The 23,785-nt window shown below is 58.6% G+C and carries 21 protein-coding genes, 1 tRNA gene and 2 pseudogenes; 11 read left to right on the plus strand and 13 right to left on the minus strand.

Features of this window, described 5'->3' with window-relative positions:
* Positions 1 to 172 (plus strand): annotated as a pseudogene (locus ACVWZU_RS09430) (IS5-like element ISSoc13 family transposase); the annotation flags it as partial.
* Between the two features lie 206 nt (positions 173 to 378).
* On the opposite strand, the gene ACVWZU_RS09435 reads toward ACVWZU_RS09430, so the two are convergent.
* Positions 379 to 813 carry a hypothetical protein gene (locus ACVWZU_RS09435; protein WP_011432900.1) on the minus strand — a complete coding sequence of 145 codons (435 nt, stop codon included), beginning with the start codon at positions 811 to 813 and terminating at the stop codon, positions 379 to 381.
* Between the two features lie 201 nt (positions 814 to 1,014).
* Here ACVWZU_RS09435 and ACVWZU_RS09440 point away from each other — a divergent pair.
* Positions 1,015 to 1,088 (plus strand) — tRNA-Arg (locus ACVWZU_RS09440).
* 34 nt (positions 1,089 to 1,122) lie between these two features.
* Here ACVWZU_RS09440 and ACVWZU_RS09445 read toward each other — a convergent pair.
* The 3 genes from ACVWZU_RS09445 to ACVWZU_RS09455 all read right to left on the minus strand — a co-directional run bounded on the left by ACVWZU_RS09445 (position 1,123) and on the right by ACVWZU_RS09455 (position 3,459).
* On the minus strand, positions 1,123 to 1,632 hold the full coding sequence (locus tag ACVWZU_RS09445) for a type IV pilin protein (RefSeq protein WP_457398702.1): 510 nt from the start codon (positions 1,630 to 1,632) through the stop codon (positions 1,123 to 1,125).
* 499 nt (positions 1,633 to 2,131) lie between these two features.
* Entirely contained in the window at positions 2,132 to 2,938 is an 807-nt protein-coding gene (locus ACVWZU_RS09450) for an FAD binding domain-containing protein (protein WP_457444554.1), read from the minus strand.
* 89 nt (positions 2,939 to 3,027) lie between these two features.
* On the minus strand, positions 3,028 to 3,459 hold the full coding sequence (locus ACVWZU_RS09455; RefSeq protein WP_414382812.1) for a DUF1818 family protein: 432 nt from the start codon (positions 3,457 to 3,459) through the stop codon (positions 3,028 to 3,030).
* 89 nt (positions 3,460 to 3,548) lie between these two features.
* On the opposite strand from ACVWZU_RS09455, the gene ACVWZU_RS09460 reads away from it, so the two are divergent.
* The 7 genes and pseudogenes from ACVWZU_RS09460 (at position 3,549) to ACVWZU_RS09490 (ending at position 10,572) form a co-directional block, all read left to right on the plus strand.
* Positions 3,549 to 5,228 carry a SpoIID/LytB domain-containing protein gene (locus ACVWZU_RS09460; protein WP_457444556.1) on the plus strand — a complete coding sequence of 560 codons (1,680 nt, stop codon included), beginning with the start codon at positions 3,549 to 3,551 and terminating at the stop codon, positions 5,226 to 5,228.
* Positions 5,229 to 5,367: 139 nt separating this feature from the next.
* Positions 5,368 to 5,541: pseudogene (locus ACVWZU_RS09465) on the plus strand (TM2 domain-containing protein); the annotation flags it as partial.
* A gap of 279 nt (positions 5,542 to 5,820) precedes the next feature.
* Complete coding sequence (era, locus tag ACVWZU_RS09470) at positions 5,821 to 6,741, plus strand: GTPase Era (RefSeq protein ID WP_414417179.1); 921 nt, start codon at positions 5,821 to 5,823, stop codon at positions 6,739 to 6,741.
* 237 nt (positions 6,742 to 6,978) lie between these two features.
* A complete protein-coding gene (locus tag ACVWZU_RS09475; RefSeq protein WP_457444558.1) occupies positions 6,979 to 8,106 on the plus strand; it encodes an aromatic ring-hydroxylating oxygenase subunit alpha in 1,128 nt (375 codons plus the stop codon).
* 54 nt (positions 8,107 to 8,160) lie between these two features.
* Positions 8,161 to 8,754 (plus strand): IS607 family transposase, encoded by a 594-nt coding sequence (locus tag ACVWZU_RS09480; protein ID WP_457444560.1) that lies wholly within the window; start codon positions 8,161 to 8,163, stop codon positions 8,752 to 8,754.
* Positions 8,642 to 9,841: an RNA-guided endonuclease InsQ/TnpB family protein gene (locus ACVWZU_RS09485; protein ID WP_457444582.1), complete on the plus strand. Its 1,200-nt coding sequence runs from the start codon at positions 8,642 to 8,644 to the stop codon at positions 9,839 to 9,841. Before ACVWZU_RS09480 ends, ACVWZU_RS09485 begins: the two co-directional genes overlap by 113 nt.
* Before the next feature lie 128 nt (positions 9,842 to 9,969).
* Entirely contained in the window at positions 9,970 to 10,572 is a 603-nt protein-coding gene (locus ACVWZU_RS09490; RefSeq protein ID WP_011432893.1) for a glutathione S-transferase family protein, read from the plus strand.
* Positions 10,573 to 10,583: 11 nt separating this feature from the next.
* Here the strand turns inward: ACVWZU_RS09490 and ACVWZU_RS09495 are convergent, their stop codons facing one another.
* The 3 genes from ACVWZU_RS09495 to der form a co-directional block, all read right to left on the minus strand.
* Positions 10,584 to 11,789: a BMP family lipoprotein gene (locus tag ACVWZU_RS09495; RefSeq protein WP_457444562.1), complete on the minus strand. Its 1,206-nt coding sequence runs from the start codon at positions 11,787 to 11,789 to the stop codon at positions 10,584 to 10,586.
* Between the two features lie 139 nt (positions 11,790 to 11,928).
* A complete protein-coding gene (gene smpB, locus ACVWZU_RS09500) occupies positions 11,929 to 12,393 on the minus strand; it encodes an SsrA-binding protein SmpB (protein WP_011432891.1) in 465 nt (154 codons plus the stop codon).
* A 23-nt stretch (positions 12,394 to 12,416) separates the two neighbouring features.
* The gene (gene der / locus ACVWZU_RS09505) at positions 12,417 to 13,796 is read right to left on the minus strand and encodes a ribosome biogenesis GTPase Der (protein WP_011432890.1); all 1,380 of its coding nucleotides are present in this window, start codon (positions 13,794 to 13,796) and stop codon (positions 12,417 to 12,419) included.
* Positions 13,797 to 13,956: 160 nt separating this feature from the next.
* Here der and ACVWZU_RS09510 point away from each other — a divergent pair, with 160 nt between their 5' ends.
* Complete coding sequence (locus tag ACVWZU_RS09510) at positions 13,957 to 15,153, plus strand: aspartate aminotransferase (RefSeq protein ID WP_414415961.1); 1,197 nt, start codon at positions 13,957 to 13,959, stop codon at positions 15,151 to 15,153.
* Positions 15,154 to 15,156: 3 nt separating this feature from the next.
* On the opposite strand, the gene ACVWZU_RS09515 is transcribed toward ACVWZU_RS09510, so the two are convergent.
* Positions 15,157 to 16,365: a Coenzyme F420 hydrogenase/dehydrogenase, beta subunit C-terminal domain gene (locus tag ACVWZU_RS09515; protein ID WP_457444564.1), complete on the minus strand. Its 1,209-nt coding sequence runs from the start codon at positions 16,363 to 16,365 to the stop codon at positions 15,157 to 15,159.
* A gap of 5 nt (positions 16,366 to 16,370) precedes the next feature.
* Positions 16,371 to 16,928, minus strand: a complete 558-nt coding sequence (locus ACVWZU_RS09520) for a molybdopterin-dependent oxidoreductase (RefSeq protein WP_414406991.1) — start codon at positions 16,926 to 16,928, stop codon at positions 16,371 to 16,373.
* 446 nt (positions 16,929 to 17,374) lie between these two features.
* Here ACVWZU_RS09520 and lgt point away from each other — a divergent pair, with 446 nt between their 5' ends.
* Complete coding sequence (gene lgt / locus ACVWZU_RS09525) at positions 17,375 to 18,514, plus strand: prolipoprotein diacylglyceryl transferase (RefSeq protein WP_457444566.1); 1,140 nt, start codon at positions 17,375 to 17,377, stop codon at positions 18,512 to 18,514.
* Between the two features lie 74 nt (positions 18,515 to 18,588).
* Here lgt and chrA read toward each other — a convergent pair whose 3' ends face one another.
* From chrA to ACVWZU_RS09545, 4 genes are all read right to left on the minus strand, one after another.
* Complete coding sequence (gene chrA / locus ACVWZU_RS09530) at positions 18,589 to 19,860, minus strand: chromate efflux transporter (protein WP_414373773.1); 1,272 nt, start codon at positions 19,858 to 19,860, stop codon at positions 18,589 to 18,591.
* Positions 19,861 to 19,962: 102 nt separating this feature from the next.
* On the minus strand, positions 19,963 to 20,832 hold the full coding sequence (locus ACVWZU_RS09535; protein ID WP_457444569.1) for an O-linked N-acetylglucosamine transferase family protein: 870 nt from the start codon (positions 20,830 to 20,832) through the stop codon (positions 19,963 to 19,965).
* A gap of 276 nt (positions 20,833 to 21,108) precedes the next feature.
* Entirely contained in the window at positions 21,109 to 22,227 is a 1,119-nt protein-coding gene (locus tag ACVWZU_RS09540; protein ID WP_457444571.1) for a tetratricopeptide repeat protein, read from the minus strand.
* A 41-nt stretch (positions 22,228 to 22,268) separates the two neighbouring features.
* On the minus strand, positions 22,269 to 23,744 hold the full coding sequence (locus ACVWZU_RS09545; protein ID WP_011432882.1) for a site-2 protease family protein: 1,476 nt from the start codon (positions 23,742 to 23,744) through the stop codon (positions 22,269 to 22,271).
* Positions 23,745 to 23,785 lie beyond the last annotated feature (41 nt).

The raw sequence follows: 23,785 nt of genomic DNA on the forward strand, positions 1-23,785 counted from the left end.
TAGAAAGACGCAGCGGCATTATGACAAGCATCTGTATCAAGAGAGGCATTTAATCGAATGCTTTTTTCATAAGTTAAAGCAGTACCGGCATCTATGTTCTCGTTTTGACAAATTGGCCAGGAACTTCTTGAGTTTTCTCTATCTCGTCAGTGCTCTCTTTTGGCTCAAATGAAAGATCAACACAACCTAGTTTGGAATGACTATAATTTGTAATTTTTTACAGAAAGAGGCGTTTTTCAAAAGCTGAGCTGGCACTTGTTCTCTCGTTTTAACAAGTTGGCCAGAAACTTCTTAAGCTTTCTCTACTCTGTAGGCACGCTCTTCTGGATCCAGCTGATCCAGCTAGACCAGGGCATGGGGTAAGACTACTCCAAGATCCTATTCTCCCTCGGGGGGTGCTGCCGCCTCAGAATCCAAAATGGCCCCTGCTCCGTAAGAGTCAATATCGATGGCCTGGGATCCACCGGCAGCCAACAGAGCCATCAGGGATCCCAACTGCCACCACACCAAGCCTGCCGTGCTCAACACTAGGATCCCACCGACGCAGGCGGCCAAGGCCATAGACAGGCCAAACACGTTCAGACACGCGGCCACAAACCCAGAGGTAAACAGGCAGCAGAGACTGTAGGTGAGGATCACCCCAGGAGTGCGGTAGCGAATTTGCGCTTGGCTATCCCGGTTGAGCTGCCAAAGGGCCACCTGGTATTCCAAATTGTCCTTGAAAATGATGCCAAAGATAACAGCAAAAAAGCTGAATAAGGCGATGGCAGAGTAAATGGGGGGATTGACGAAGGGATCAGAAAGGGATTCCATAGGGCTGACCTCGGTTTGGGATCCAAGTCCTTAGCTTAACACTTCTTAGCATCACAGAAGATGTCTAGCAGGTCAATGTCAACAACACAACCGATAACGCCAGACCCAGTTGGGGCATGATGAGAACTGGTCGGGTATCACCTCATCTGCAAAAGGGCTGTAATCTGAGATGGGGGCTAAGAGCAGTAGGATGTTCGACAAGGGGCTGTAGCTCAGATGGATAGAGCAAGCGCCTCCTAAGCGCTAGGTCGGCGGTTCAAGTCCGCCCAGTCCCGCTTCCTCAAGCCGCCAGACTCCTGGCTGGGTAGGTCAACGATAGAGGTTGCAGGAGTTGTGTAGGTTGTAGCCGGAGACCAAAACCTCTTGCTGGCGATCCCCAAGGCCGATGTCACAGCGCAGGGGATTCCCACCAGCAGCTGTGTAGGTGTGAGACTCCGTCATCCAACGCATGCCAGCTGGGCCAGGAGTGGGAGGAACAACTTCGGGGAGACGATAGTTGGGGGCTTGCCAGGGATCTTGCAGATAACGATCCCCTTGGATCCCTCCGAATTGAATATCGGCGTAGCTGGAAGGATAAACCGTAAAATCCATGCGGAAGATTTCTGAAGCGCGGCCAATGGTCGCCAAAGCTGTTTGGGCTTCAGCAACTCTGGAACGGCGAATGTGGTTAAGCAGGTTGGGAATGGCCACCGCGCAGAGAGTACCGACAATCACAATGACCACCAGCAACTCGATCAATGTCATGCCACGAGGAGCCGCAGTGGCCAGACGGAAAAGGATTCTCCTGAGATAGACTTCATGAAGGGAAAACCGATTCATGACAGCCTCAGCCCCACTTTGGGAGAAATCAGGCACCCGGCTAAACCCGAAGGATCTTGCCCTGGTATTCAAGCCTTTTCTTGGTCTCAGGTTACCCTTCGCAGACCCAAAACTTTCCTCATCAAATCATGTGAACTCCTGAATCCAAAACCCCACTGGATATCAACTGTAGGTAAATTTTTTGTAAACTGGCTTCAAGTTTTAAGGCCAGATAAATCTGAGTTCACTGTGAACTGTTTTCGCGGCTGTCTATGGGGTGACACTGCCAGTTGCTACTGCCCCAAACTTTTTATGTGTTACCCATTTTTGGAACAGCAACAGATGAATTTTTGCCTGTGGCTATCTCAATCCTATGGACGGGAATGTCAGACTTATGGTCATTTCGATTCAAACTGGGGCACTGACCCACGCCTAAAACCTTTACTTTCAGAGCGGCGGGAGCTTTGGCAGGATGAGTACGTTGTTCTCAGCCCCCTGTTGGGATGGGGCAATACCCCGATTAGCCCAAGATGTCTATACAGCGGCGAATCAATACCTCACTCATGCGTTGGCGGTAAAGGGCGCTGGCCCGAAAATCCGCGATCCAGCCGTGGGCTTGCTCTGCCAAAAGTTGGGGAAGGTGTTCTGGATTGGGCCGGGATCCCAGCCGCACCAGTTGTGGGGGTGAAAGGGCAGCATTGAGTCCGAAGCGATAATCGCCTGAGTCGGGATCGCGGGATCCAGCGACGATCACCAAGGCGGGATCCGTTTGGGTGATGCCGAGCCGCTGAAAGGTGCTGGGGCCGCGCAGCCGTTGGGCCGGGATCCAGATGGATCGCAAGGCTTCCCCCGGCTGCAGCAGAGTTTGTTGGGGGCCGGTTTGAAAGTCCTGAGCGGGGATGTGGCGCAGGGATCCCTGCAGATCGATCAGCGTGTAGGTGGCCTCAAGGGCGATCAACACGGGTGCTACGACACCGACACTCAGGGCCAGGCAGAGATTTCCCCCTATCGTTGCCAAGTGGGCCACCTTAAAAGAGGCCAAAGACGCCATTCCCTCGCACAGGGCGCGGATCCCTGGCCAATGGGGTGGCCAATCGTATTGCAACAGTTGCTGGAAGGTACAGGTTGCCCCCAGTTTTAACCCTTCTGCACTGATTTCCAGCTCGTTCCAGTCCAGAGGATGCAAATCGATCAGTCCCCGCAGGTGGGGTTGCGGCTGTGAGAAGAGCCAAGTCCCCCCGGCCAGCCAGTTCCAGCCGGGATCCCAGGCGGTCAAGTCCTCAAGCTGTTGGGGACGAATGTAAGTGTGCAGATGGTGCAGATCCATCGGTTCTCTCAGGCGCTGAAGGGAATCAAGGGGTTGTAGCTTCGCCCCAAAAACCCTGGGCAGGGATCCAGACTGCAGGCTTCAGGGGGCTAGAGAGCTTCCTGAAAGCATTGGGCGAGGGCCTGGCATAGCTCAGGGACAACATCAGCAGGCCAAAAACCTTCTCCGCGCCGGCCTTGATGCAATTGCACGTAGAGGCCCCAGGCGGTGGCGCTGCCGCTGGCAATCAACGTCAAAGCAGGGCAAGTCTGCTCCAGCGTAATGCCCTCCTCCGCCATCAGTTGGGAGGCGATGGCCTCCATATCCTGCTGCAGGCGCTGCACCCCCTGCACAAACGCTTGCCACTCCTCCTGAGTGAGCTCCAGCGCCCAGGCTTCTCCCCCCACCAGGGCAACAAAAGGGGAACGGGTGGGATCCCAGCCCAGCCTCCAGCCGGATCCCTTGTGCAAAGAGGGGCGGCGTCCCGCCGTGGCGATTGGGAACCCGTCGTCGGGAACAGACATGCGAGGAAAAGCATCCATGGTGCTCCGCACCGCTAACGCGACCACTGCAGGTGGGCCAGAAAAGATGCGGGTAAAATCGACAGGGTGTGTTTTAGGATAAAGCGGCCATGGCCAGTTGTCAGCCTCCCACTGCCAAACCTCGCCGGTTTTCAAGGACTTCGTCCTGCAAGCAGAGCACCCTCATTTCCGGCTTGGGCCTGTTGCTGACGGCCTTGGCGCTCCATGCCGCCGACGCGACCGGCGTTGGCGAAGAGACCTTTGCCACGGCGGCCACCCCCGAAAACCCAATCCTGCATATAGGCATTTTGCAACGCTTTGGCCGTTCTGAGACGGATCAAGTGGAGCTGGCGGCGCCGACGGGATCCCTTCTCACCCTGGAATTCCCTCAAGCAGACGGCAGCACCCAGACCCAGCGAACGCCTCGGGTCAGCATCGGCATTGTCAATCGCGCCCTGACCACCCCGGAAACCGTATACCGTCTAATCCTCAGCAGCCACAAAAGCTTTGAGAGTGCCGAGGCCAATGCCAACCATTGGCAGTCTCTGGGCATCAGCACCGAGATCGCCCAGCCGCAAGAATGGCAGGTGTGGGCCAACCGCGCCTACACCCCGCAACAACTGGCCCAGATTCAGCAGTATGCCCAGAAAGAAGGGATCCCCCATGTGCGGCTCGAGGTGCAGGAGCGGCGAGAACGGGCGGAGCTGAGCTGGATCCATGAACACTTTCGCTACCACCGCACCCGCCTCAGGGTGACCTCTGATGCCGGCTATCTACGGGTGAACGACCACTACTATGCCGGATCCATCACCTTTCAGCCCAATGCCTACGGCAGCTACACCGTAGTCAACGCCGTGCCCCTGGAAACCTATTTGCGGGGGGTAGTTCCCCACGAGGTGGGGCCAGGGGCTCCCTTTGCCGCCATGGCTGCCCAGGCGATCCTGGCGCGCACCTACGCCCTCAAGAACCTCCACCGCTTTCAGGTTGACGATTATCAGCTCTGTGCCAATACCCACTGCCAGGTTTACAAGGGATTGACCGGAACCCACCCGCGGGCTGACGAGGCCATTCGCCAAACCAGTGGCCTGGTGCTCACCTACAATGGCGAGCTGGTGGATGCTGTCTATTCCTCTACCAATGGCGGCATCTCGGCGGCCTTTGAAGATGTTTGGGACGGGGATCCGCGCCCCTACCTGCGCCGGCAAGCGGATATTGCCCATCAACCGGGTAAGCCCTTGGATTTGCGGCAGGAGAGCAGCTTCCAGGCGTTTTTGGCCCAGCGAGAGGGCTTCAACGAAGCAGGAGTATCCCGCCTATTCCGCTGGGAGTTCTCCCTATCTTTGGAGGAGCTGAACACCCAGTTTCGGGCCGGCCAAGACTACCTAGGGATCCCGATGCCCACCTGGAGCAGCATCGCGGGGATGCAGATCCTGGAGCGCTCCGCCAGTGGCCGGGTGCAGGTGATGCAATTGGACTTGCAGACGGCAGAAGGGATCCGCTCGATTCTTTTGCGCAAGGATCAGGTACGCTTGGCTTTTCCTCGCCTGTACAGCACCCTGTTTCGGATAGAGCCTCTGAAACAAGGGGAGCGATTGGCAGGCTATCGCTTCATCGGTGGCGGCTTCGGCCATGGGGTGGGCTTGAGCCAGTACGGCTCCTATACCCTGGCTCGGCAGGGGTTTAACGCGGCGCAAATCCTCGCTTTTTACTACCCCGGCACCACCTTGGCCCCGCTGGGATCCCTATCCTTGCAGTTGCCTGCCGCCTCAGCAGCCTACTCTATCCGCTAGAGGTTGGGTGAAAGTTATGGCCGTGAAGGGATCCCAGCTTGCTTGCAGAGATCACGCCGGTTCTCTTCTGCCCGTCCAGGCCAGGAGATGACAGACTTAGACTTGGAGTACCCGCTCAAAGTTATCTCGTCAAATCCCCATGAGTTCTCGCTACCTGCTGCCCCCCGCTGAACCCAAGTCTGTCGGTACTGCCTATATCCTCTGGGCGTTGGGCATCTTCGGGATCTGTGGCGTCCATCGCCTCTACCTGGGCAAGACCGGCACAGGCGTTCTCTGGCTGTTCACCTTTGGCCTGTTGGGCATTGGGCAGTTGATTGACCTGTTTTTGATCCCAGGCATGGTGGAGAACTACAACTTCAAGCTGGCCGTCCTGCAGGGATCCCGACCCTCCCCATCCCCAGCTTCCTCTCGCGACAGCGGGACAGAGCCTTTAGAAGAGCTACGAGAGCAGAGCGCCGGATCTTCCCACTCTCCTCCAGACGGGAGGGATCCCTCCCCTGAGGGACAGGGATCCATTGGCGACGGCGGGACAGAGTCCTCCGCTGCTGCAGCAGAAGGGGAATCGGCGCCCGGTCGTGTCAGCAGTGGGGAACTGTCTGCGATCCCGGCTGCCCCGCCAGGGTTTAAGTCGGGGTTTGTGGGGCTGATCGGGCGGCCCAATGTGGGCAAGTCCACCCTACTCAACGCCCTGGTGGGACAAAAGATTGCCATCACCTCTCCCGTGGCCCAGACCACCCGCAACCGCCTACAGGGGATCCTCTCCCTACCCCAAGCCCAGATCATCTGGGTGGATACCCCTGGCATCCACAAACCCCACCACCGCCTGGGGGAAATCTTGGTACACAACGCCCAGGCAGCCATTGCCGCTGTGGACGTGATCCTCTTCGTGGTGGATGGATCGGTGCCGGCAGGACGCGGGGATGCTTTTATTGCCGAGCGGATCCCTGCTGCTTCCCCCTGCCTGATCGTCTGCAACAAAGCGGATCTGCTTCCTCGGGATGCTGCCGTGCGCCAAGCTCACCAAGAGAGCTACCAAGCCCTGCGCCCCGGCGCTCCTGTCGTTTGGGTGTCTGCCTTGGATCCCAGCAGTTTGACACCCCTGATCCAAGCCACCATCGATCTGCTGCCCACCGGCCCCTACTACTACCCGCCGGATCTGGTGACGGATCAGCCGGAGCGGTTCATCATGGCGGAGCTGATCCGAGAACAGGTGCTGCTGCAGACCCGCGAGGAAGTGCCCCATTCCGTGGCCGTGACCATCGACCAGGTGGAAGAAACCCCCAACGTCACCCGCATCTTGGCCACCCTCTATGTAGAGCGGGACTCGCAAAAGGGGATCCTCATTGGCAAAGGAGGGGAAAGGCTCAAGCAGATCGGCCAGGCAGCCCGCCTGCAGATTCAAAAGCTGATCCTGGGCAAGGTGTACCTGGAGCTGTTTGTCAAGGTGCGGCCCCACTGGCGGCGCTCTGAGCACCTTCTGCGCGACTTGGGCTACAGCGCTACGTCCCCCTAGCGGGAATAAGCCATTTGCGTCAGCAGGACGGAGTTCTTATGCCCCCCTCTCCCCTTGTGGGTAGGAGACTGGGGTATTTGCGCGAGCAGCACGGCGTGCCTGGGGGGAATGCTGCAAAAATGCCTTAAAAATGCCTTGGATCTGCTTGGAATAGATGCCGGATGGGATCCCTGCGTTAGCTTGGATAGCAAAGCCTCTGGAGTCCCACAGCAGTTTTTCTTATCGCTGCTTTGCCCCATGACCGCTTTCTATCCCGCTACTGTTCAACCCGGCGCCCGCACCCTGCCGGGCCACTACTACGTCTCCTCCAGCCGTTTTGAGGCGGAGATCGAGCGGATTTTTTATCGGCAGTGGTTCTGCGTGGGGCGCAGTGCCGATCTGGCCCAACCTGGAGACTTTTTGCAGGTGCAGGTGCTCAGGGAAAGCCTGATCCTGGTACGGGATCCCAAGGGGCAAGCCCATGCCTTCTTCAACCACTGTCGCCATCGAGGAACCCGACTCTGCAGCGAGCTCCAAGGCCATTTTGCCGATGGGATCCCTTGCCCCTACCACGCCTGGCGCTATGGGCTGGATGGACAATTGTTGGCGGCTCCCCAGATGCACGAGGTGGAAGACTTTCGCCGTGAAGATTATCCCCTCCACTCCGCTGCCTTGGCAGAATGGGAAGGCTTCGTCTGGGTCAACCTCAGCCGCAATCCTCAGCCCTTCGATGAGGTTTTTGCCCCATTGCAAGGTCGTTTCCGAGAGTGGAACCTGTCCGCTCTGCGGCGAGGTCATCGTATTGAATACAACGTTCAGGCCAACTGGAAATTGCTGTTTGAAAACTACTCTGAGTGCTACCACTGCCCCCTCATTCACCCGGAATTGGCCCGTCTTTCGCCGGCTCGCAGCGGTCGCAACGACCTGATGGAAGGCCCCTTTTTGGGCGGCTACATGTTGCTCAATCCAGATGTGACCAGCCTAAACATGAGTGGCCAACGCAGCTTGCCCCTGATCTCCACCGTGCGAGGCGAGAACCAACGGCGGGCCTACTACTACACCCTTATGCCCAATCTATTCTTGAGCCTGCAGCCGGACTATGTCATGACCCACACTCTGTGGCCCCAGGGATCCGACCGGACGCGGGTTGTCTGCGATTGGCTGTTTGAGCCGGAGACCTTGGCGCTGGATGGTTTTGATCCCAGCGAGGTGGTGGAATTGTGGGATCGCACCAATCGACAGGATTGGCACCTGTGCGAGCTCACCCAGCAAGGGGTGGGATCCCGTGCCTATGAAGCAGGGCCTCTTTCCCATGCAGAAGGGTTGCTGCAAGCCTTTGGGCGGGAATACCGCCGGCAGATGCAGGAGCATGACTCTAGTCAATGATATGCTGGACTATACTGGAAATAACGTATAGTATGTTCAGCATGGCTGCTTAGTATGGCTAGGTATGTGAAACCGAGAGAAGCGGCGGACTATTTCGGGGTATGTCTCCACACTTTGAGGCGATGGGAACAGAAAGGTTGGATCAAGGCAATACGCACACCATCCGGTAGGGCGAGAAGGTATGACCTCGACAGCTACATCAAAACGCCAAGAAAAGTCAAACGAGTCGTTTTGTACGCCCGAGTCAGCAGCCGAGGGCAGAAGCCAGACTTGGAGAGACAGATTGCAAAACTGGTTAGCCTCTATCCTGGAGCCGAAGTGGTCGGAGAGATTGGCGGCGGTCTCGACTTCAAAAGACCAAAGTTCCTTGCCTTATTGGAGCGAGTTCGTACAGGAGATGTCGGAACAATTGTGGTCGCTCATCGGGATCGACTCTGCCGGTTTGGATTTGAGTTCGTTGAATGGTACTGCCGTCAATACGGGTGCGAAATCTTGGTTCTCGATGACGATCACCTTTCTCCCCAACAGGAACTGGTTGAGGATATCCTCACCATCCTGCACTGCTTCAGCAGTCGGCTCTACGGACTCAGAAAATATCGGGCTGCAATCGAGAAAGATACGGATTTATCCAGAGCTGGCGCTGGCTAAAGTTTGGAAGCGGTGGCAAGCGGCGTGCCGGTACTGCTACAACCAAGCGATTGCCTATCAGCGTCAGCATGGCACTACTAAAACCCCAGAAAAGCTGCGGAATATTATCCTGCAATCGGACTTGCCGCAGTGGGTGAAGGACGCCCCCTGCCACATCAAGCAGAACGCGGTCGTCGAGGCGTGGTTGGCGTTTCGCCGAAGCAAAGACGCGAGGTTTCGCAGTGTGCGGGACGGGTCGCATACGCTGCAATTCAACGCCGGCAACTTTCGCAATGGGACGTGGTATCCGAAACTCACCCGAGGCTTGGCGTTCCGTGCATCCGAGGAGATGCCCAGAGAATGGGCACGTGGGACTGAACTAATGCGGGTGAAAGACAGATGGTATGCCATCTTTCCTGGGCCCGTGAACGAGCAGTGTTCGTTAGCGAAGGGGGTGATTGCGCTTGACCCTGGAGTAAGAAGCTTCTTCACAGGGTTTGATGGAGCAGGTTTTGTAGATATCGCCAAGGGGGACTTTGGTAGAATCACTCGGCTGTGCTACCACCTAGACGACCTGCAATCCAGGCTGAGCAAAGCGCCGAGGCTCAAGCGTAGGCGAATGCGGCAGGCGGCGTTTCGCTTGCGGGAGAGAATCAGAAACTTGGTGGCCGAGTGCCATCGCAAGGTAGCGGCGTTCTTAACGGATAACTACCGATTGATATTTCTCCCCACTTTCGAGTCAGCCAAGATGGTTGCCAAGGCAGGGAGGAAGTTTGGTAGCAAGACAGCGAGGGCGATGCTCACCTGGGCGCACTATCGGTTCAAGCAGTTCCTGAAGTTTCAAGCCAAAAAGAAAAACGTGGTCGTCGTGGAAGTATCGGAGGCGTACACCAGCAAAACCTGTACCAAGTGCGGGCACATCCACACTAAGTTGGGTGGCGCAAAGGTGTTTAGATGCCCCAAGTGCAACCACAGGCTACCACGAGATTGGCAAGGCGCTCTGGGTGTTATGCTCAGAGCTTTGCGGGATACCGCCTTTCTGTTCGGAAACGGGCAGAATGCTATCGCTTCACCGTTGAGCAGTAGTGCTCAGCAGTGTTCAGCGTAAATGTATCAGTTGGAAGAACAAAGCTGCTAAAAAAGTGTTAGGGACAGAGGGTTTTTGTTGATTGGGTTGCCGTTGGCGTTGTTAGGACGAAGTTCTTTGTAAGGTGCTTTGGGCTGAGGTTAACCACAATGTTGCGACTGTACGGGATCCCAACCTCCGGAAATTGCTACAAAGTGGAATTGCTCCTCAAGCAATTGGGGATCCCCTATGAGACGGTTGAAGTCAACTCCAGGGCCGGAGAAAACCGCCGCCCCGAGTACCTGGCCAAGAACCCCCTGGGCCAGATCCCGGCTTTGGAACTGGAAGATGGAACGGTCTTGGCGGAGTCCGCCGCGATCTTGGTTTACCTGGCAGAAGACACCCCCCTCTACGGCCAAAACAAGTTGGAACGGGCTGAGATTTTGAAGTGGTTGCTTTTTGAACAAACCCGCATTGCCCGCTACATCGCCACCACTCGCTTCTGGGTGCGGGCCGGCCAAGCAGAGGCCCATGCTGACGTGATCGCCCAGAACTTGAAATCTGGAACAGAGGCCTTGGAGATCATGGAAGGCCACCTGCAGGGGAAAGCATTTTTTGTGGGCAACCGCTACACCATCGCCGATCTCGCCCTTTTCACCTACACCCATGTGGCGGAGCAGGGCGGGTTTGACCTCAAGCCCTTTCCTCAGATCCGAGCCTGGTGTCAGCGGGTGAAAGCCACCGACCGCTTCTTCCCCCTCCCCGGAGCCTAGAACGCCTTCCGCTAATTGCTGGCTCCCTCCATGCCCTGCAGCAACTGGCCCAGATACCAAATATCAACCTCGCTGGCCACTTCCCCCTCAGCCAAGAAGGGCGTGCCATCTTGGAAGTTGAGTGGCCCCTTGAAGAGCTGAATGCTGCCATTCCCCAAGCCAGCAATAAACTCCTCCAGCTTGGCCTTGTCTTCCGGCTTCAGGGCTTCTCCCATGATGAACCCCGCCGAAGACGTGTCCGGGTTGTTGATGTCTGACCAGTCGATGGGCGGACGTAGGAATTGGCTCTCGAAGGTGCCCGCACGAGCCGCCTCGATCAATTGCTTGTAGCCAGGCCCCCAGTTGTAGTAAGAAACCCCCAGGCAAATTTCGGGCGCGAAGTTACAACCGCTGGCCAGGCCGTAGTGGGTGTAGCGCACTCGCTTTCCGGCCTCAGCAGCCCGTTTGCCTTGCACCGCCGCCTCCGGTGTATCCAACCCTGACATCACCACATCAAAGCCGCCGTTGTAAAAGTCATCGGCAACCTTGCTTGGATCCAAAGTAACCCCTGGAATGTTGAACCAGAAGCCAATCCAGGTCACCCGGAACTGCAACTCTTCAGGACGATCTCGGTAAGTTTCCCAGCAGTATTTGGCCCCCAAGTAAGCAGCAGCAGCGTAACGGCGGGTTTCATCGTTGATCAGAGGTCCCAATAGGCCAATTTTGCCGGTTTCGGAGCCCAGGGCTGCAGCACAGCCAGCCACCATGCGCATCGCTTCCATCTGGGGCATGATGTTGGCCAAGTTGGGCAGATCGATGTAATTTTTCCCTTCCTTCCAGGCCATGTCCCCAGAAGCATGGATAACTGCGATCTCAGGATGCTTGCGGGCCGTTTCAATCGCATCGTCTTTGTGGTCATCGGAAGTAAAGATGATAACCTTCGCACCTCGGGCGATCATGTCATCCGCCACCTGGGAGGCGCGCACATTGGGCCGATCCGCCGGGTTCACCTTATCCAGGTAATCAAACTCGACACCGGGCAACTTGGCCTTGACGTATTCGCTGCCCTCCACATGCGCCTGGCTCCAGCCGCCATCCTGCATCGGCCCCACCAGCACCATGCCCACTTTGAAGGTCTCTTGCGCTGTTGTGGGGGTGGATCCCAGTAGAGCGGCGACCGATAGGCCAACAGCCAAGCCTTTCAAGGGAGAAAAAGCGCGGGTAAGATTCCAGTTCACAGGCAGCTCCAACAGAACAGGGATCCAAAGCCGGAAGACTACATCCATCATCGGGATCCCGCTGCAGATCGCTGTATGTGAGAATACAAAAAGGCGCTTGGCAAACGACGTGGAAGCCAGCAGGGGCTCAGGGAGAAATTTATCGTTCCTTCAGTTCCCGCTGAATCTCCCGCTGGGTTTGCCGCTCTTTGATTGCCTGCCGCTTGTCGTGGAGCTTTTTGCCGCGGGCCACGCCCAGATGGGCTTTGATCCAGCCGCGGTTGAGCACCAGCTTGAGGGGAACCACGGTCAGGCCCTTTTGTTCCACCAAGCCCCGTAGGCGGTCGATCTCGCGGCGGTGCAGCAGCAACTTGCGGCGGCGGGTAGGGTCGTGGTTAAACACTTTGCTGGCGGTGTCATGGGGGGAGATGTGCAGATTGTGCAGCCATGCTTCCCCATCCCGAAAGAGGGCAAAAGCGTCTTGCAGGTTGGCTTTGCCCGCTCGTATCGATTTCACCTCTGTGCCGGTCAGTTGGATCCCGGCCTCATAGGTCTCCAAGATGTCGTACTCGAAGCGGGCGCGACGGTTGTCAACCAGGGTTTTGACGTTGGGATCCACAGCCATAGGCTTTCAGTAGACCAGAGGGCCTAACGAGAGGTCAGGGATCTCTCCAATTTTCGCACCGCCCGCCCAACCAAGCGCTCGGATTTGCCGCGCCAGAGAAAGCGAATGGGGGTACCGGTAAAGTCCAGGTTTTGCCGGAAGTGCTTTTCCAGGAAGCGGCGGTAGTTATCCTTAAACAAATCGGGATCGTTGACAAACAGAACAAAGGTGGGGGGCCGATCCGCCACCTGTGTGCCGTAGTAAATTCTGCCCTGCTTGCCCTGGCGGTTGGTGGGGGGCGATTGCCAGGCAAGAGCATCCTGGAGCACTTCGTTGACCACAGCGGTGGGAACCCGTTTGCGGTGGGCGGCCACCACGGTATTCACCTGCTCAAAGATTTTGTGGGTGCGTTGCCCGGTGAGGGCGCTGACAAACAGGAGCGGCGCCCATTCAATAAAGTAAAGCCTGTCGCGAATCTCGCGGGTGAACTCGTTGATGGTGTGGGTATCTTTGTTTTCTACTGCATCCCACTTGTTGACGACGACAACGCAGGCGCGGCCCTCTTCTTCGATGCGCCCGGCCAGCCTCTGATCCTGTTCGGTAACCCCCTCCAAAGCATCGATCACCAGCAGCACTGCATCCGAGCGCTGGATGGCCTTGAAGGCCCGGTTGATGCTGAAGAACTCAATGCCGTACTGCACGCGGTTTTTTTTGCGGATGCCGGCGGTATCGATGAGGCGATAGGGCTGCCCTTCCCAGGTGACCACGGTGTCGATGGCATCGCGGGTGGTGCCGGAAATGGGGCTGACGATGGCCCGCTCGGATCCTACCAGGCGGTTGAGCAGGCTGGATTTGCCGACGTTGGGCCGTCCCACAATCGAGACGGCGATGGGATCTGGCTCGCCTGCGGCTTCTGCGGTCACTTCGGGCAAGTGAGCCAGCACCGCCTCCAACAGCTCGGCTACCCCATTGCCATGGATGCCGGAACAGGGGATCGGATCCCCCAGCCCCAGCTCCCAAAAGGCTGCTGCCTGAGCCAGGCCCATCTGCCCCGACTCGCACTTGTTTACGGCCACCACCACCGGCAGGGGTTGTTTGCGCAGCCAATCGGCCACTTCTACATCGGCGGGTGTCAGTCCCTCTCGGCCATCCACCACGAAGATCACGGCCTGCGCCTCGGCCATGGCTGCCATCGCTTGCTGGCGAATGTGGGGCAGAAATTCGCTGTCGTCGCCAAAAACCAGGCCGCCGGTGTCCACCACCCGCAAGCGGCGCCCGTTCCACTCCACCTCCTGGTACAGGCGATCCCGGGTCACGCCGGGCTCATCGTGCACAATGGCTGAACGCACCCCCGCCATGCGGTTGACGAGGGTGGATTTGCCCACGTTGGGGCGGCCCACAATGGCCACAAGAGGTAGGGGCACTGTTGGCTCGTCGATAACTTGGGATATCTATCCTAGCTGTTCGGGATCCCGGATGCCCAAAGCCGCCAATCTCGATCATTGCTTTGGATGCAGGTCTGGCGGTAAGTTAGGTACCTATCCTCCCATCAGGCACCGGCTGTGCCCCTTCCCCATTCTTGCCATGAACCGCGCTCTCGTTCCTGCCCAGCGGCTGAACAAGCTGCCCGCCTATGTCTTCGCCCGCTTGGATGAGCTGAAGGCCCGCGCCCGCCAGCAGGGGTTGGATTTGATCGATCTGGGCATGGGCAACCCCGATGGTCCCACCCCACAGCCGGTGGTGGAGGCGGCGCAGGCGGCCATTGCGGATCCCGCCCACCACGGCTACCCGCCCTTTGAGGGCACGGCCAGCTTCCGCCAGGCGATCACGGATTGGTACTGGCGCCGCTACGGGGTGGAGCTGGATCCCAATGGAGAGGCGCTGCCTTTGCTGGGATCCAAAGAGGGGCTGACCCACCTGGCTCTGGCCTATGTGGATCCCGGAGATCTGGTGTTGGTGCCCAGCCCTGCCTATCCAGCCCATTTTCGCGGCCCCATGATTGCCGGCGGGCAGATCTACCCGATGATGCTGCGCCCGCAGAAGGGGTGGTTGATCGATCTGCAAGAAATACCGCCGGAAGTGGCCCAGCAAGCGCGGGTGCTCTACTTTAACTACCCCAACAACCCGACGGCGGCAGTTGCGCCCCGCTCTTTTTTTGAGGAGGTGGTGGAGTTTGCCCGCCGCTACGATCTCATCCTGGTGCACGACCTGTGCTATGCCGAGTTGGCTTTTGACGGCTACCGGCCCACCAGCCTGCTGCAGATCCCAGGGGCCAAGGACTTGGCAGTGGAGTTCCACACCCTCTCCAAAACCTACAACATGGCCGGCTGGCGGGTGGGATTTGTGGTGGGCAATCGCCAGATCATCCAGAGCTTGCGCACCCTGAAAACCAATCTCGACTACGGCATTTTTGCCGCCATCCAAAAGGCCGCCGAAACTGCCCTGCGCCTGCCGGATAGCTACCTGGAGCAGGTACAAGAGCGCTACCGCCGCCGGCGCGACTATCTGATCGGCCGCCTAGCGGAGTTGGGCTGGCGGATCGAGCCGCCACGGGCGACGATGTATCTCTGGATCCCTACCCCCCGCGCTGCCGACGGCACCCCTGAGGGATCGACGGAGTTTGCCCTGCGGGTGCTGGAATCTACAGGCGTGGTCGTAACCCCCGGCAGCGCTTTTGGAGAGGGAGGAGAGGGCTACGTGCGGATTAGCCTAATTGCCGATTGCGAGCGCATAGGTCAGGCTATCGATCGCTGGGCGGAAGCTGGGATCCGCTACTGCTGAGCCTCAGTCTTGCGGGAGTTGGTACTGCTCCACAATCCGCCGGGCAAAGGGGGGCACGTGCTGCTCCAACTTCTGGGGATAGTGGCGGCGCACATAGAGGTAGTTGCGGGTGAAGTGGGAATCGATGGAGAAGCGGGCATATTCCAGGCCGCGCGGCCCAAAGCGCTGGATTGCCGCCCCCAAGAGGCGAGCCAGCCACATTGGCAAACTCAGGGCTTGGTCGTAGGCAGGGATCCCCTGCTGCACTGCCGCCCTCCGGGATCCCTGCGAGATCACCGGTTGGGTTTCCAGCTCCTCCCAGACTAAGTCCAACAGCTCTTGCCCCCGCTGATTGCGCACCAGCAGCCACTGCCAGCCCAAGGGGGATCCCATGTAGCCCACCACCAGATCTGCCAGAGCATTCACATAGTCAAAACAACTGAGGCAGGAGGGGGCAAACACGTCCTTGAGTTCTTTGGTCTTGAGGCCGAAGAAGGGCACCTTTTCCACCGAGCCATCTTCGTGTTTGAAGTGGATGTGGAAGTCTTGCATAAACTCGTAGTGCACCACCGTCTGTGGGGAGCGGCTGGTGGTTTCTAGAAACTTTTGCAGCCCGGCACGGCTGACATTGTCCACACAGGGCGTGCCCAACACGTACAGCTTCTCCAGGCCCAGTTTTTTTTCCACCGCCCGCAAAGCCTGAATTTGGCAGCCCACCCCGATCACCAATAGGCGCTTGAGGCCGCTTTGCTCCACCTGCTCCAACACAGACAAGTTGGGAGAAAGAGTTGGCTTGTTAACTCGCGCCGCCCAGACCGCTTCGGGGGTACGGGCCAGGATGGGCCGTGGCTGAAAGCGATCCCGCTCATCCGCCTGCACGCACACCACCCCTTCCACCAAGCCAGTGGTGAGGGCCTTCATGCCAATGCTGCTGACAATGCCCGTCCACTGGGCCCCCGGGATCGGATCCCGCTTGCGGGCCGTAAACATTGCCTCGTAGACACCGAAGTAATCGGTATCAGTGACGGCGAGGGATCCTGAGCGCAGCGATTCCCGGGATCGCCCGTGGGTCTGTTCTTCCAACTGGGTCAGTTGCTGGTTCAAGAAGGCACAGGCTTCTTTGACGTGGGCCACGTAGCGGGTATCGCAGAGGCCGCACTGGCTGCACAGCTCTTTGGCCGGATAGCGGCCGGAACGGATGGGCCGGGCTGGACGCGGTGAACGGGATCCCATGATTTCTAGTGTTTGCGTAAGCGGAATGGAGTCCAATGGATCTTTTGAGCTTTGCTATTTAAGCTTTCTTTGAGATCTAAAGACACAGGCACCTCAGGCGTTCGCAGCAACGGCAACCAAGGTGCTCTCTTCAGTTTGCGGCCAAAACGGCAGATAGCGGCAAAGAACTTCGAGGGATCCCTGCTAAAGGAGCGCAAAATTTCAGAGCCTCTATAGATTGCTGTAGCGTTCTTCGGCCCAGGGTTCACCGCCCATGTAGTAGCCGTTGCTCCCCCAAAAGCCCAGCTGATCTTAGGGGGGAAACTCCAGGCATATGGGTGAGGGATCAAAGTGCGCACCGGCCCTACCGGGAGCGGTTGTCCTTCCAGGGTATGAACCAGGTAGTTTTCGGGGCGGATGAACTCCTCCAGAGTCAGGTTGGTGGTGTAGCCGCCATAACAGTGTTGCATCACCGCCTTGGCCTCAGGAGCAATGGATACCAACTGCAACCCATCCGGGATCCACACCCCTGTCCAGTTGACATCCTCCATCTCCTTTCGGTACAACGCAAAGACTGGAGACACGGCACAGCTTGCCCACTGCTGTCGCCCCCATCTAGCCCCACCACTTGGCCGGTGTACTCCGTCATCGAAGGCTTGGTACTGCGCTGGAGTGGCCTTGAGGAGTTTGGCATCTCTGACCAGCGTGGGTGTATCTTATCGCAGGTCTAACAGGGCAAAAGCCGTCCTGGAAGGGCAGGGCTTTGGACCTAGCTTTTTGGTAAAGGTATGGGCTCTAGGGTGGAATCTTGCCCGTGACGGGCCTGTAGGATCGGGTCAACCGGGAACGAGGACTGGCGCTGCTTCAGGATCGGGGAGAATGGATCCCTGTTGGAGCCTGTGAATGGCTGCCGGGGATAGGGGAGAAGAGCCCGGAAGGGACTCCGTCCCGCTAACCCAAGCGGGTGAGGTTGATAAAGCCGACTGGTGGAACTGAGTTGAGCAATTTTGGGGTGCAGAGCGTGTTGTCGATGAACCTATGGAGTGCAGGGCTGTTGGGCCTTACCTTCAGCTCACCTGGAGAATTTGTCTTCCGCTTTCCCCCCGGCACCCCGCTGGTGGGAGGGCTGGGCCTACGCTGGTATGGCCTATTGATGGCAGTGGCCGTGTTGGTCGGCTTGATCTTGACCAAAGCGTTGGCAGAATCTCGTCATCTAGAGAAAGAGCCTGGCAAAGCCAGTGAACGAGTGGAGCTACTGGCCCTGTGGTTGGTAATATCTGGGTTTCTGGGCGCCCGCCTCTACTACGTCCTCACCCACTGGTCAGAGTTCCAAGACAACCCCCTCTCGGCCTTTGCCATTTGGCAGGGGGGTCTCATCATCCACGGTGGGGTGTTGGCCGGCGCGCTTGCCCTTTACCTCTATTGCCGCACCACCGGGATCAACGGCTGGAAGTACGCCGATGTGCTCACGCCGGGGTTGATTTTGGGCCAAGCCATCGGGCGCTGGGGCAACTTTTTCAACTCTGAGGCCTACGGTGCCCCTATTCCTCCCGACAGCCCTTGGCCGCTGCGGGTGTACATTCCTCCCCAAGCCCGCGAGCCGGAATACAGCCAATTTGAGTTTTTTCACCCCATCTTTTTTTACGAAAGCGTCCTCAACCTGCTTCTATTTGCCCTCTTGATGGGAATGTTCTGGCGCTTTCCCAAACTCAAAGATGGCACTTGGGTTTGGACCTATGTTGTCGGCTATAGCCTGATCCGCATCCCCTACGAAATCTTGCGCGTGTCGGCGGTGGCCTATCTGCCGGGAACTGCCATCAAGGCTGCCTACGTGGCCAGCGCCTTGGGCCTAGTGCTTGGGATCGGCATGCTGATCTACATGTACCGGCTGCGCTATGATCCCGACCTAGAACGATTAGCAGCTTGGTTGGCCGAGCAGGCAGGGCTGGAGCTGGAAACAGCTTCAGACCTTGTGCAGCGGGCTTGGGCCATCCAGCAACAACACCGCCGCGCCGACCTGTTGGATCGTGTTACCCTAGCCATGCCCCACTTTCCCGGCACCCTTGCCCCTCACCTGTCTCTTGGCCAACGGGAGCTGCTCATGCGGCAACTGTTTTGTCGCCTGGAAGGCAGGGATCCCTCTGAGGAAGGGCTGGCCCAAGCCAGTTAGTGCCGTGGCCATCAGGCTGAATCAGGGTCATTCCCTCACCCCCAAGGAGAAAGCAGGGCCAGGGAGCAAAACCTTTAGGCCAGCAGACCTCGGGCCAGCAAACCCGCCCCCCCTCCCATCAACACCAACAGCCAAGTGGGCTGGCGAAAGCGCATCAAGGCAATGAAGGCCGCTACCCCGATCCCCAAAGCCACCAGCGAAGCGGGAGTTGTTTGTTGTAGCAGCGCATTTTGGGCCAAGGGCACTGTAGCCGCAGCAACAGCCCCCAGGGCCGTTGGGGTAATTGCCTGCAGGGATCCCTTCACCCAAGCATTGTGCCGTATGCGCAACAGAACCGGAGCTGCCAGCAAAATAAAGGCAAAAGAAGGGGCAAAGATGGCCACTGTTGCCGTCAGGGCCCCCAGCACCCCTGCCACCTTGTAGCCGATAAAGGCTGCCGTCAGCACCACCGGGCCAGGAGTAAATTGCCCAATGGCCACCCCATCCAAGAACTCTGTCGGCGTCAACCAGCCCAACTGATCCACCACCTCGTCGGCGATGAAGGGGATGATCACCAGCCCTCCCCCGAAGATGGCGCCGCCTACTTTCAGGAAAAACAAGGTCAAAGGCCAGAAATAGGCACCAATCCGCTCCAGACCCCAAAAGCTGCTCAGGATAAGGGTTTCCGGTGGAACCGTGGCCACTACCGTCTGGGCCAACGTCAATACTGGCCAAGGGAGTAAAATCGGGATCCCCGATAGTGGGCCTTTTTTGGGCCCATACAGCAGCAGCCCCACCAGAGCCGCCAGCCCGAACAGCAACAGGATATTCACCCCCCCAATCAGCAGCAGGGCAAAGGCCGCCACCGCGATCAGCCCCCGGCTCCAATCCTTCACAGCTTTACGGCCCAGTTTCCAGCAAAAGGCCAGGATAATGGCGATCACCACCGGGGCCACCCCAAAAAACATCCCCTCTAGCTGCGGCACCCCCTGAAAGCGAAAGTAAAGCCAAGAAAAAATCACCTCGATCACAAAAGCAGGGGCAATGAAGCAAATCCCCGCCAGCACCGCCCCCAACCAGCCTGCCCGCACATAGCCGACATAGATCCCCATCTGGGTAGAAGCTGGCCCTGGCAACATTTCACATAGGCCCACCCCTTCGGTAAATTGTTCCTGGCTCATCCAGCCCCGCCGGATCACCGCCTCATCGTGTTGCATGGCGATGTGGGCTTGGGGGCCGCCGAAACCCAGGGATCCCAGCCGCAGGAATACCACGGCAATCTCTTTCAGGCGCGTTGAAAGGGAGGGCAAGTTGTCGGGGGCGTTTTCCGGCCTGGGGAACTGACCGGGAGCAGACTCAGAAGACATGGGCAAAGCCCGGCAAGACAACCCCGCCTATCCTGCCATCTGTCCGGGATCCCTTCAAGAGGACAACACTCGCCCGTTTATCCTTTCACCCAAACTGCCCCCTCAGGTCTTCAGGCTTCGCAACCACTTTTCCAGAGCGCGGATCGGCGCGGGATCCCGGTAGACGCGATCTTGACGTGCTTTCACCTGCTGGCCCATTTGCTCTCGCCACTCTGGATCCAAGCCCAACTGACTGGCAATCTGGACGTATTCATCGAGGGTGTGGGCGATGGTATCCAGGATCCCCATCTGCTGCAGGATGGCGTAGGTGTGGCGGCCCCGCAGCAGGGATCCGGGCAAGGTGACGATGGGCAGGCCGTGGGGCAGGGCTTCCAGGGTGGTGTTGCCCCCTGACCAGCCGAGGCTATCCAGGTAAATATCCCCCAGGGCGTTGTAGGCGGCATATTCTGCAGGCGAGAGTTCCGGTAGGAGCACCACATACTCTTCGGCAGCTAGGTCATAGGCCTGAAAGGCTCGTCGCAGCCGCTGCCAAAAGCGCTCGCGGATCCCTTGGGAGAGGCGGCCCCGCAAAAATAGAAATTGACACTTCCCCACTTCCCGGGCGATGCGGGGGAACACCTCGTCGTACTGAGGTAAGTACTTGAATAGGGATTGGGCGCAGAGGTAAAGCACCCTGTCGGGATCCACCCCCCAAGCTCGCCAGTCCACAGGGGCGGGGTCAACTTCTAGGGGAATATAGTAGGTGCCGATGCCAGGCAGGGGCAGGAGCTGCTCGGTGTAATGGCCGGCCCCGTCCGGCGGCTCCATCAGCTCGCTGCTGAGGAAAACGTCTATTGTCGGCAGGCCAGAAGTTTGCGGGTGGCCCCAGGCCATCGCCTGTACCGGCGCCAAGCGGAGGGCGGCCAGTTGGGCACAGACCGGGTCAATGCCCACTTCCGGGTAGAGGAGCACATCCAGCTGTGCCTGATACATTTACGCTGAACACTGCTGAACATCACTGTTCAACTATGCAGCGATAGCATTCTGTTTGTTTCCATTCGCGTTAGCGGGACGGAGTCCAAACAGAATGGCGGTATCCCGCAAACCTTTGAGTAGAATACCCAAAGCGCAGTTTCCGTGTCGTCTTACTACCAATTTTCTGCTTTGCTTTGGCTACCATGTTGGCAGACTCGAAAGTAAACAGAAAGATCAACTGGTAGTAATCCGTACTGAACATATTATACATTATTTTCAGTATAGTTGAGCTTATTATTGACTAGAGTCATGCTCTCGAATAGCCGCTTGCCATTCTTCTATGCTGCGGGATCCGGCCACAAAGTGCTCAAAACGAGGGGGCAGGGAGCACGTGACCTCATCTTGGATGACCGAGGTGTGGAAGCCGTAGAGGGCCACTTGAGCACGATCCAGGGCTTCTACCCAGCCGCGAGTCAGGATCTTCCAAACGGAGTGATCCCGAAACAGGCCGGAGACAATGCCCACCCGCACTCGGCCAGGATGTCGCTGCCAGAGGACGGAGGGCTGGGGATAGCGGGCCGCCATCACATCCCTCACCAAGGATCCGTAGAGCTGCTGCAGATCGCGGTCGTTCTGGCCTTGGTAGGGCAAAAAGAAGGGTTGGACGGAGCCGATCCCGGCAGCTGCTCGCTCCAGGGTTATCGGATCCCGCGGCAGGTGTTCCCAGCGGCCCTTCACCTGTTGTAGGGCTTGGCGGTAGCGCTCCCGAGCCACGGAAACTTGGTCTGCCGAGGCGTACAGCAAGGGCAACTGGCTAACACACCAGCCCAGGGCCGCGGCCAAGTCGGCGGGATCCGCTTGCCAGAGTTGGTAGAACAGCTCCGCCGCTTCCTCCTCCCGGCCACAATCCCGCAGCAGGATGGCCAGGGTGTAGGCGGCATCGGCAAAGTCCGGCTGCAGCTCCAGGGCCTGTCCCAAGGGGACAAGGGCCGCCTCCAAATCCCCCTGCTGCCGCAGCACTAGCCCCAGCTGGTACAAAACTTCCGCGTCCGGCCCCCCCTGCTCTAGGGCCAGTTGCAGGTGAGTTTTCGCCTCCGCCAGCTGCCCCGCCTGCTTGAGAACAATTCCCAAATTAAAGTGGGCGTCGGGAAACCAGGGCTGGTGGGCAAGGGCCTGCCGGATCAGGGCAATCGCGTCGTCCAGGGATCCCTGTTGCTGCCGACAGACCCCCAAGAGGTGCAGTGCCTCGGGGTGGGTGGGCTGGGCTTGCAGCACCTGCTGGTAAAGTGAGACAGCCTGTGGCCATTGCCCTGCCTGGTGATGGCGAACGGCTTGGGCCAACAGACGCTGCAGGTGCTCTCCTCTGTCCTTTCCAGCTCTGCCTAGGCCAAAGCCTTTCCCCGGTCCAGACACAGTGAGCTCCTCTCGCCGGCGGATCCTGGGCCTCTACCCCATCAGCCGTTGGGGAAATTGAGAAAGCCCGCCAAGGCCGGAGCAATCGGCAACAGGGTCATGACCATCAAAAAGAGGGCCAGCAATGCCAAAGCATCCCGCTGACCGTCGGTTTCAGTAATCTCATCCTGCGGTGGACGCTCTGGCTCGCGGGCGATGAACAGGATCAGCAGCGCCCAGTAGAGGGCCAAGACGTTGCTGATGGCCGCCACCGCCAAGGCAATCAGGGTGATGAAGGTGGCGCGGGCCGCCGTCTTCCGCCCGTACACCGCCTGCACAATGCGACCCCCGTCCAGCTGCCCTGCCGGCAGCAGGCTCAAGGCGGTGATTGCCAGGCCAATCCAGCCCACGGCAACAAAAGGATGAATGGGAACCAGCTCCGCCTGCAACTGGGATCCCAGCACCAGCCGCGCTAGGGTGCCTACCAGGATGGAGCTGCGGAAGATCTCCGTGGGCACATACAGACCCTCGGAGCCGGAGAGCTTCAGGCCAGCCAAGAGCACCAGCAGCGACAGGATCCCGCTCGCTGCCGGGCCGGCAAAGGCAATGTCGAAGAGGGCCTTGCGGCTGGGCACCGGCGATTGGATGCGGTTTAGGGATCCCAGCGTGCCGATGCCCAAGCTGGGGATAACAAAAGCAGGGCTGAGGCGCACGCCGTACTTGCCCGCCATCCAGCGGTGTCCGGTCTCGTGCACCAGCAAGATGGCGAAGATCCCGGCTGCCACCGGCAGGGCTTCCACCCAGCGCCCCGGCGCATCCAACAGCCGGAAGCCCAAGAGATTGGCCCCCACCTCCAACGTGGCGACGAAGCTGAAGACCAGCAACGCCCCCGCCAGGATCTGCGCCCCCACGGAAGCGCGGTAATTGACGATGGGATCCGGCAAGACCACCACCGCCGGCTTTTCCGCCGGATCCTCCACCAAAAAGAGCTGGTAGCGACTGCCCACCTGCTCTTTGAGCTTCTCCACCAGCAGGGGTACCACCACCTCCGCCTCCTGGCGCAGGTTGCCCTTAAAAATCGCCCCTTCCCCATAGGGGACGGTCTCGGTGACGAAAAAGGTATCGAGGCCGAAAATAGACTGAATGGCCTGCAGATCCTCAGCCGAGATCCGCTGCAGAACCGCAGGCGCTTCCAAAGGCGCCTCCCCTGCCGAAGGGGCTTCCCCCTGCTCTTCCAGACGAGCCAACTGCTCGCGACGGGCCTGCAGCTCCTGCTGGGCCAACTGGCGGGTCTTGCGCCCCACGGCAATGTAAAGCCCTGTAAAGACCAACAGCAACACCAGGAAGCCTGCAAAATTGAGGTAGATCCCCAGCAGCAGCAGCCCCAGGAAAACCACCCACGGCAACAAGAGCAGGGATCCCTGTAACCACACCCAAACGGCTAAGGATCCCCGCCGACGGGCTCTCCAGAAGCCCCAACCCAAAAAGGCCAGCGTTCCCAGCAAAAAGAGCGGCGTAATCTCAGCGGCAATGTTCATGGCTGACCTATGAGGCTGTACGGGTACCAAGCTGAGGGCAA

The sequence above is a fragment of the Thermostichus sp. MS-CIW-26 genome (assembly GCF_054059115.1).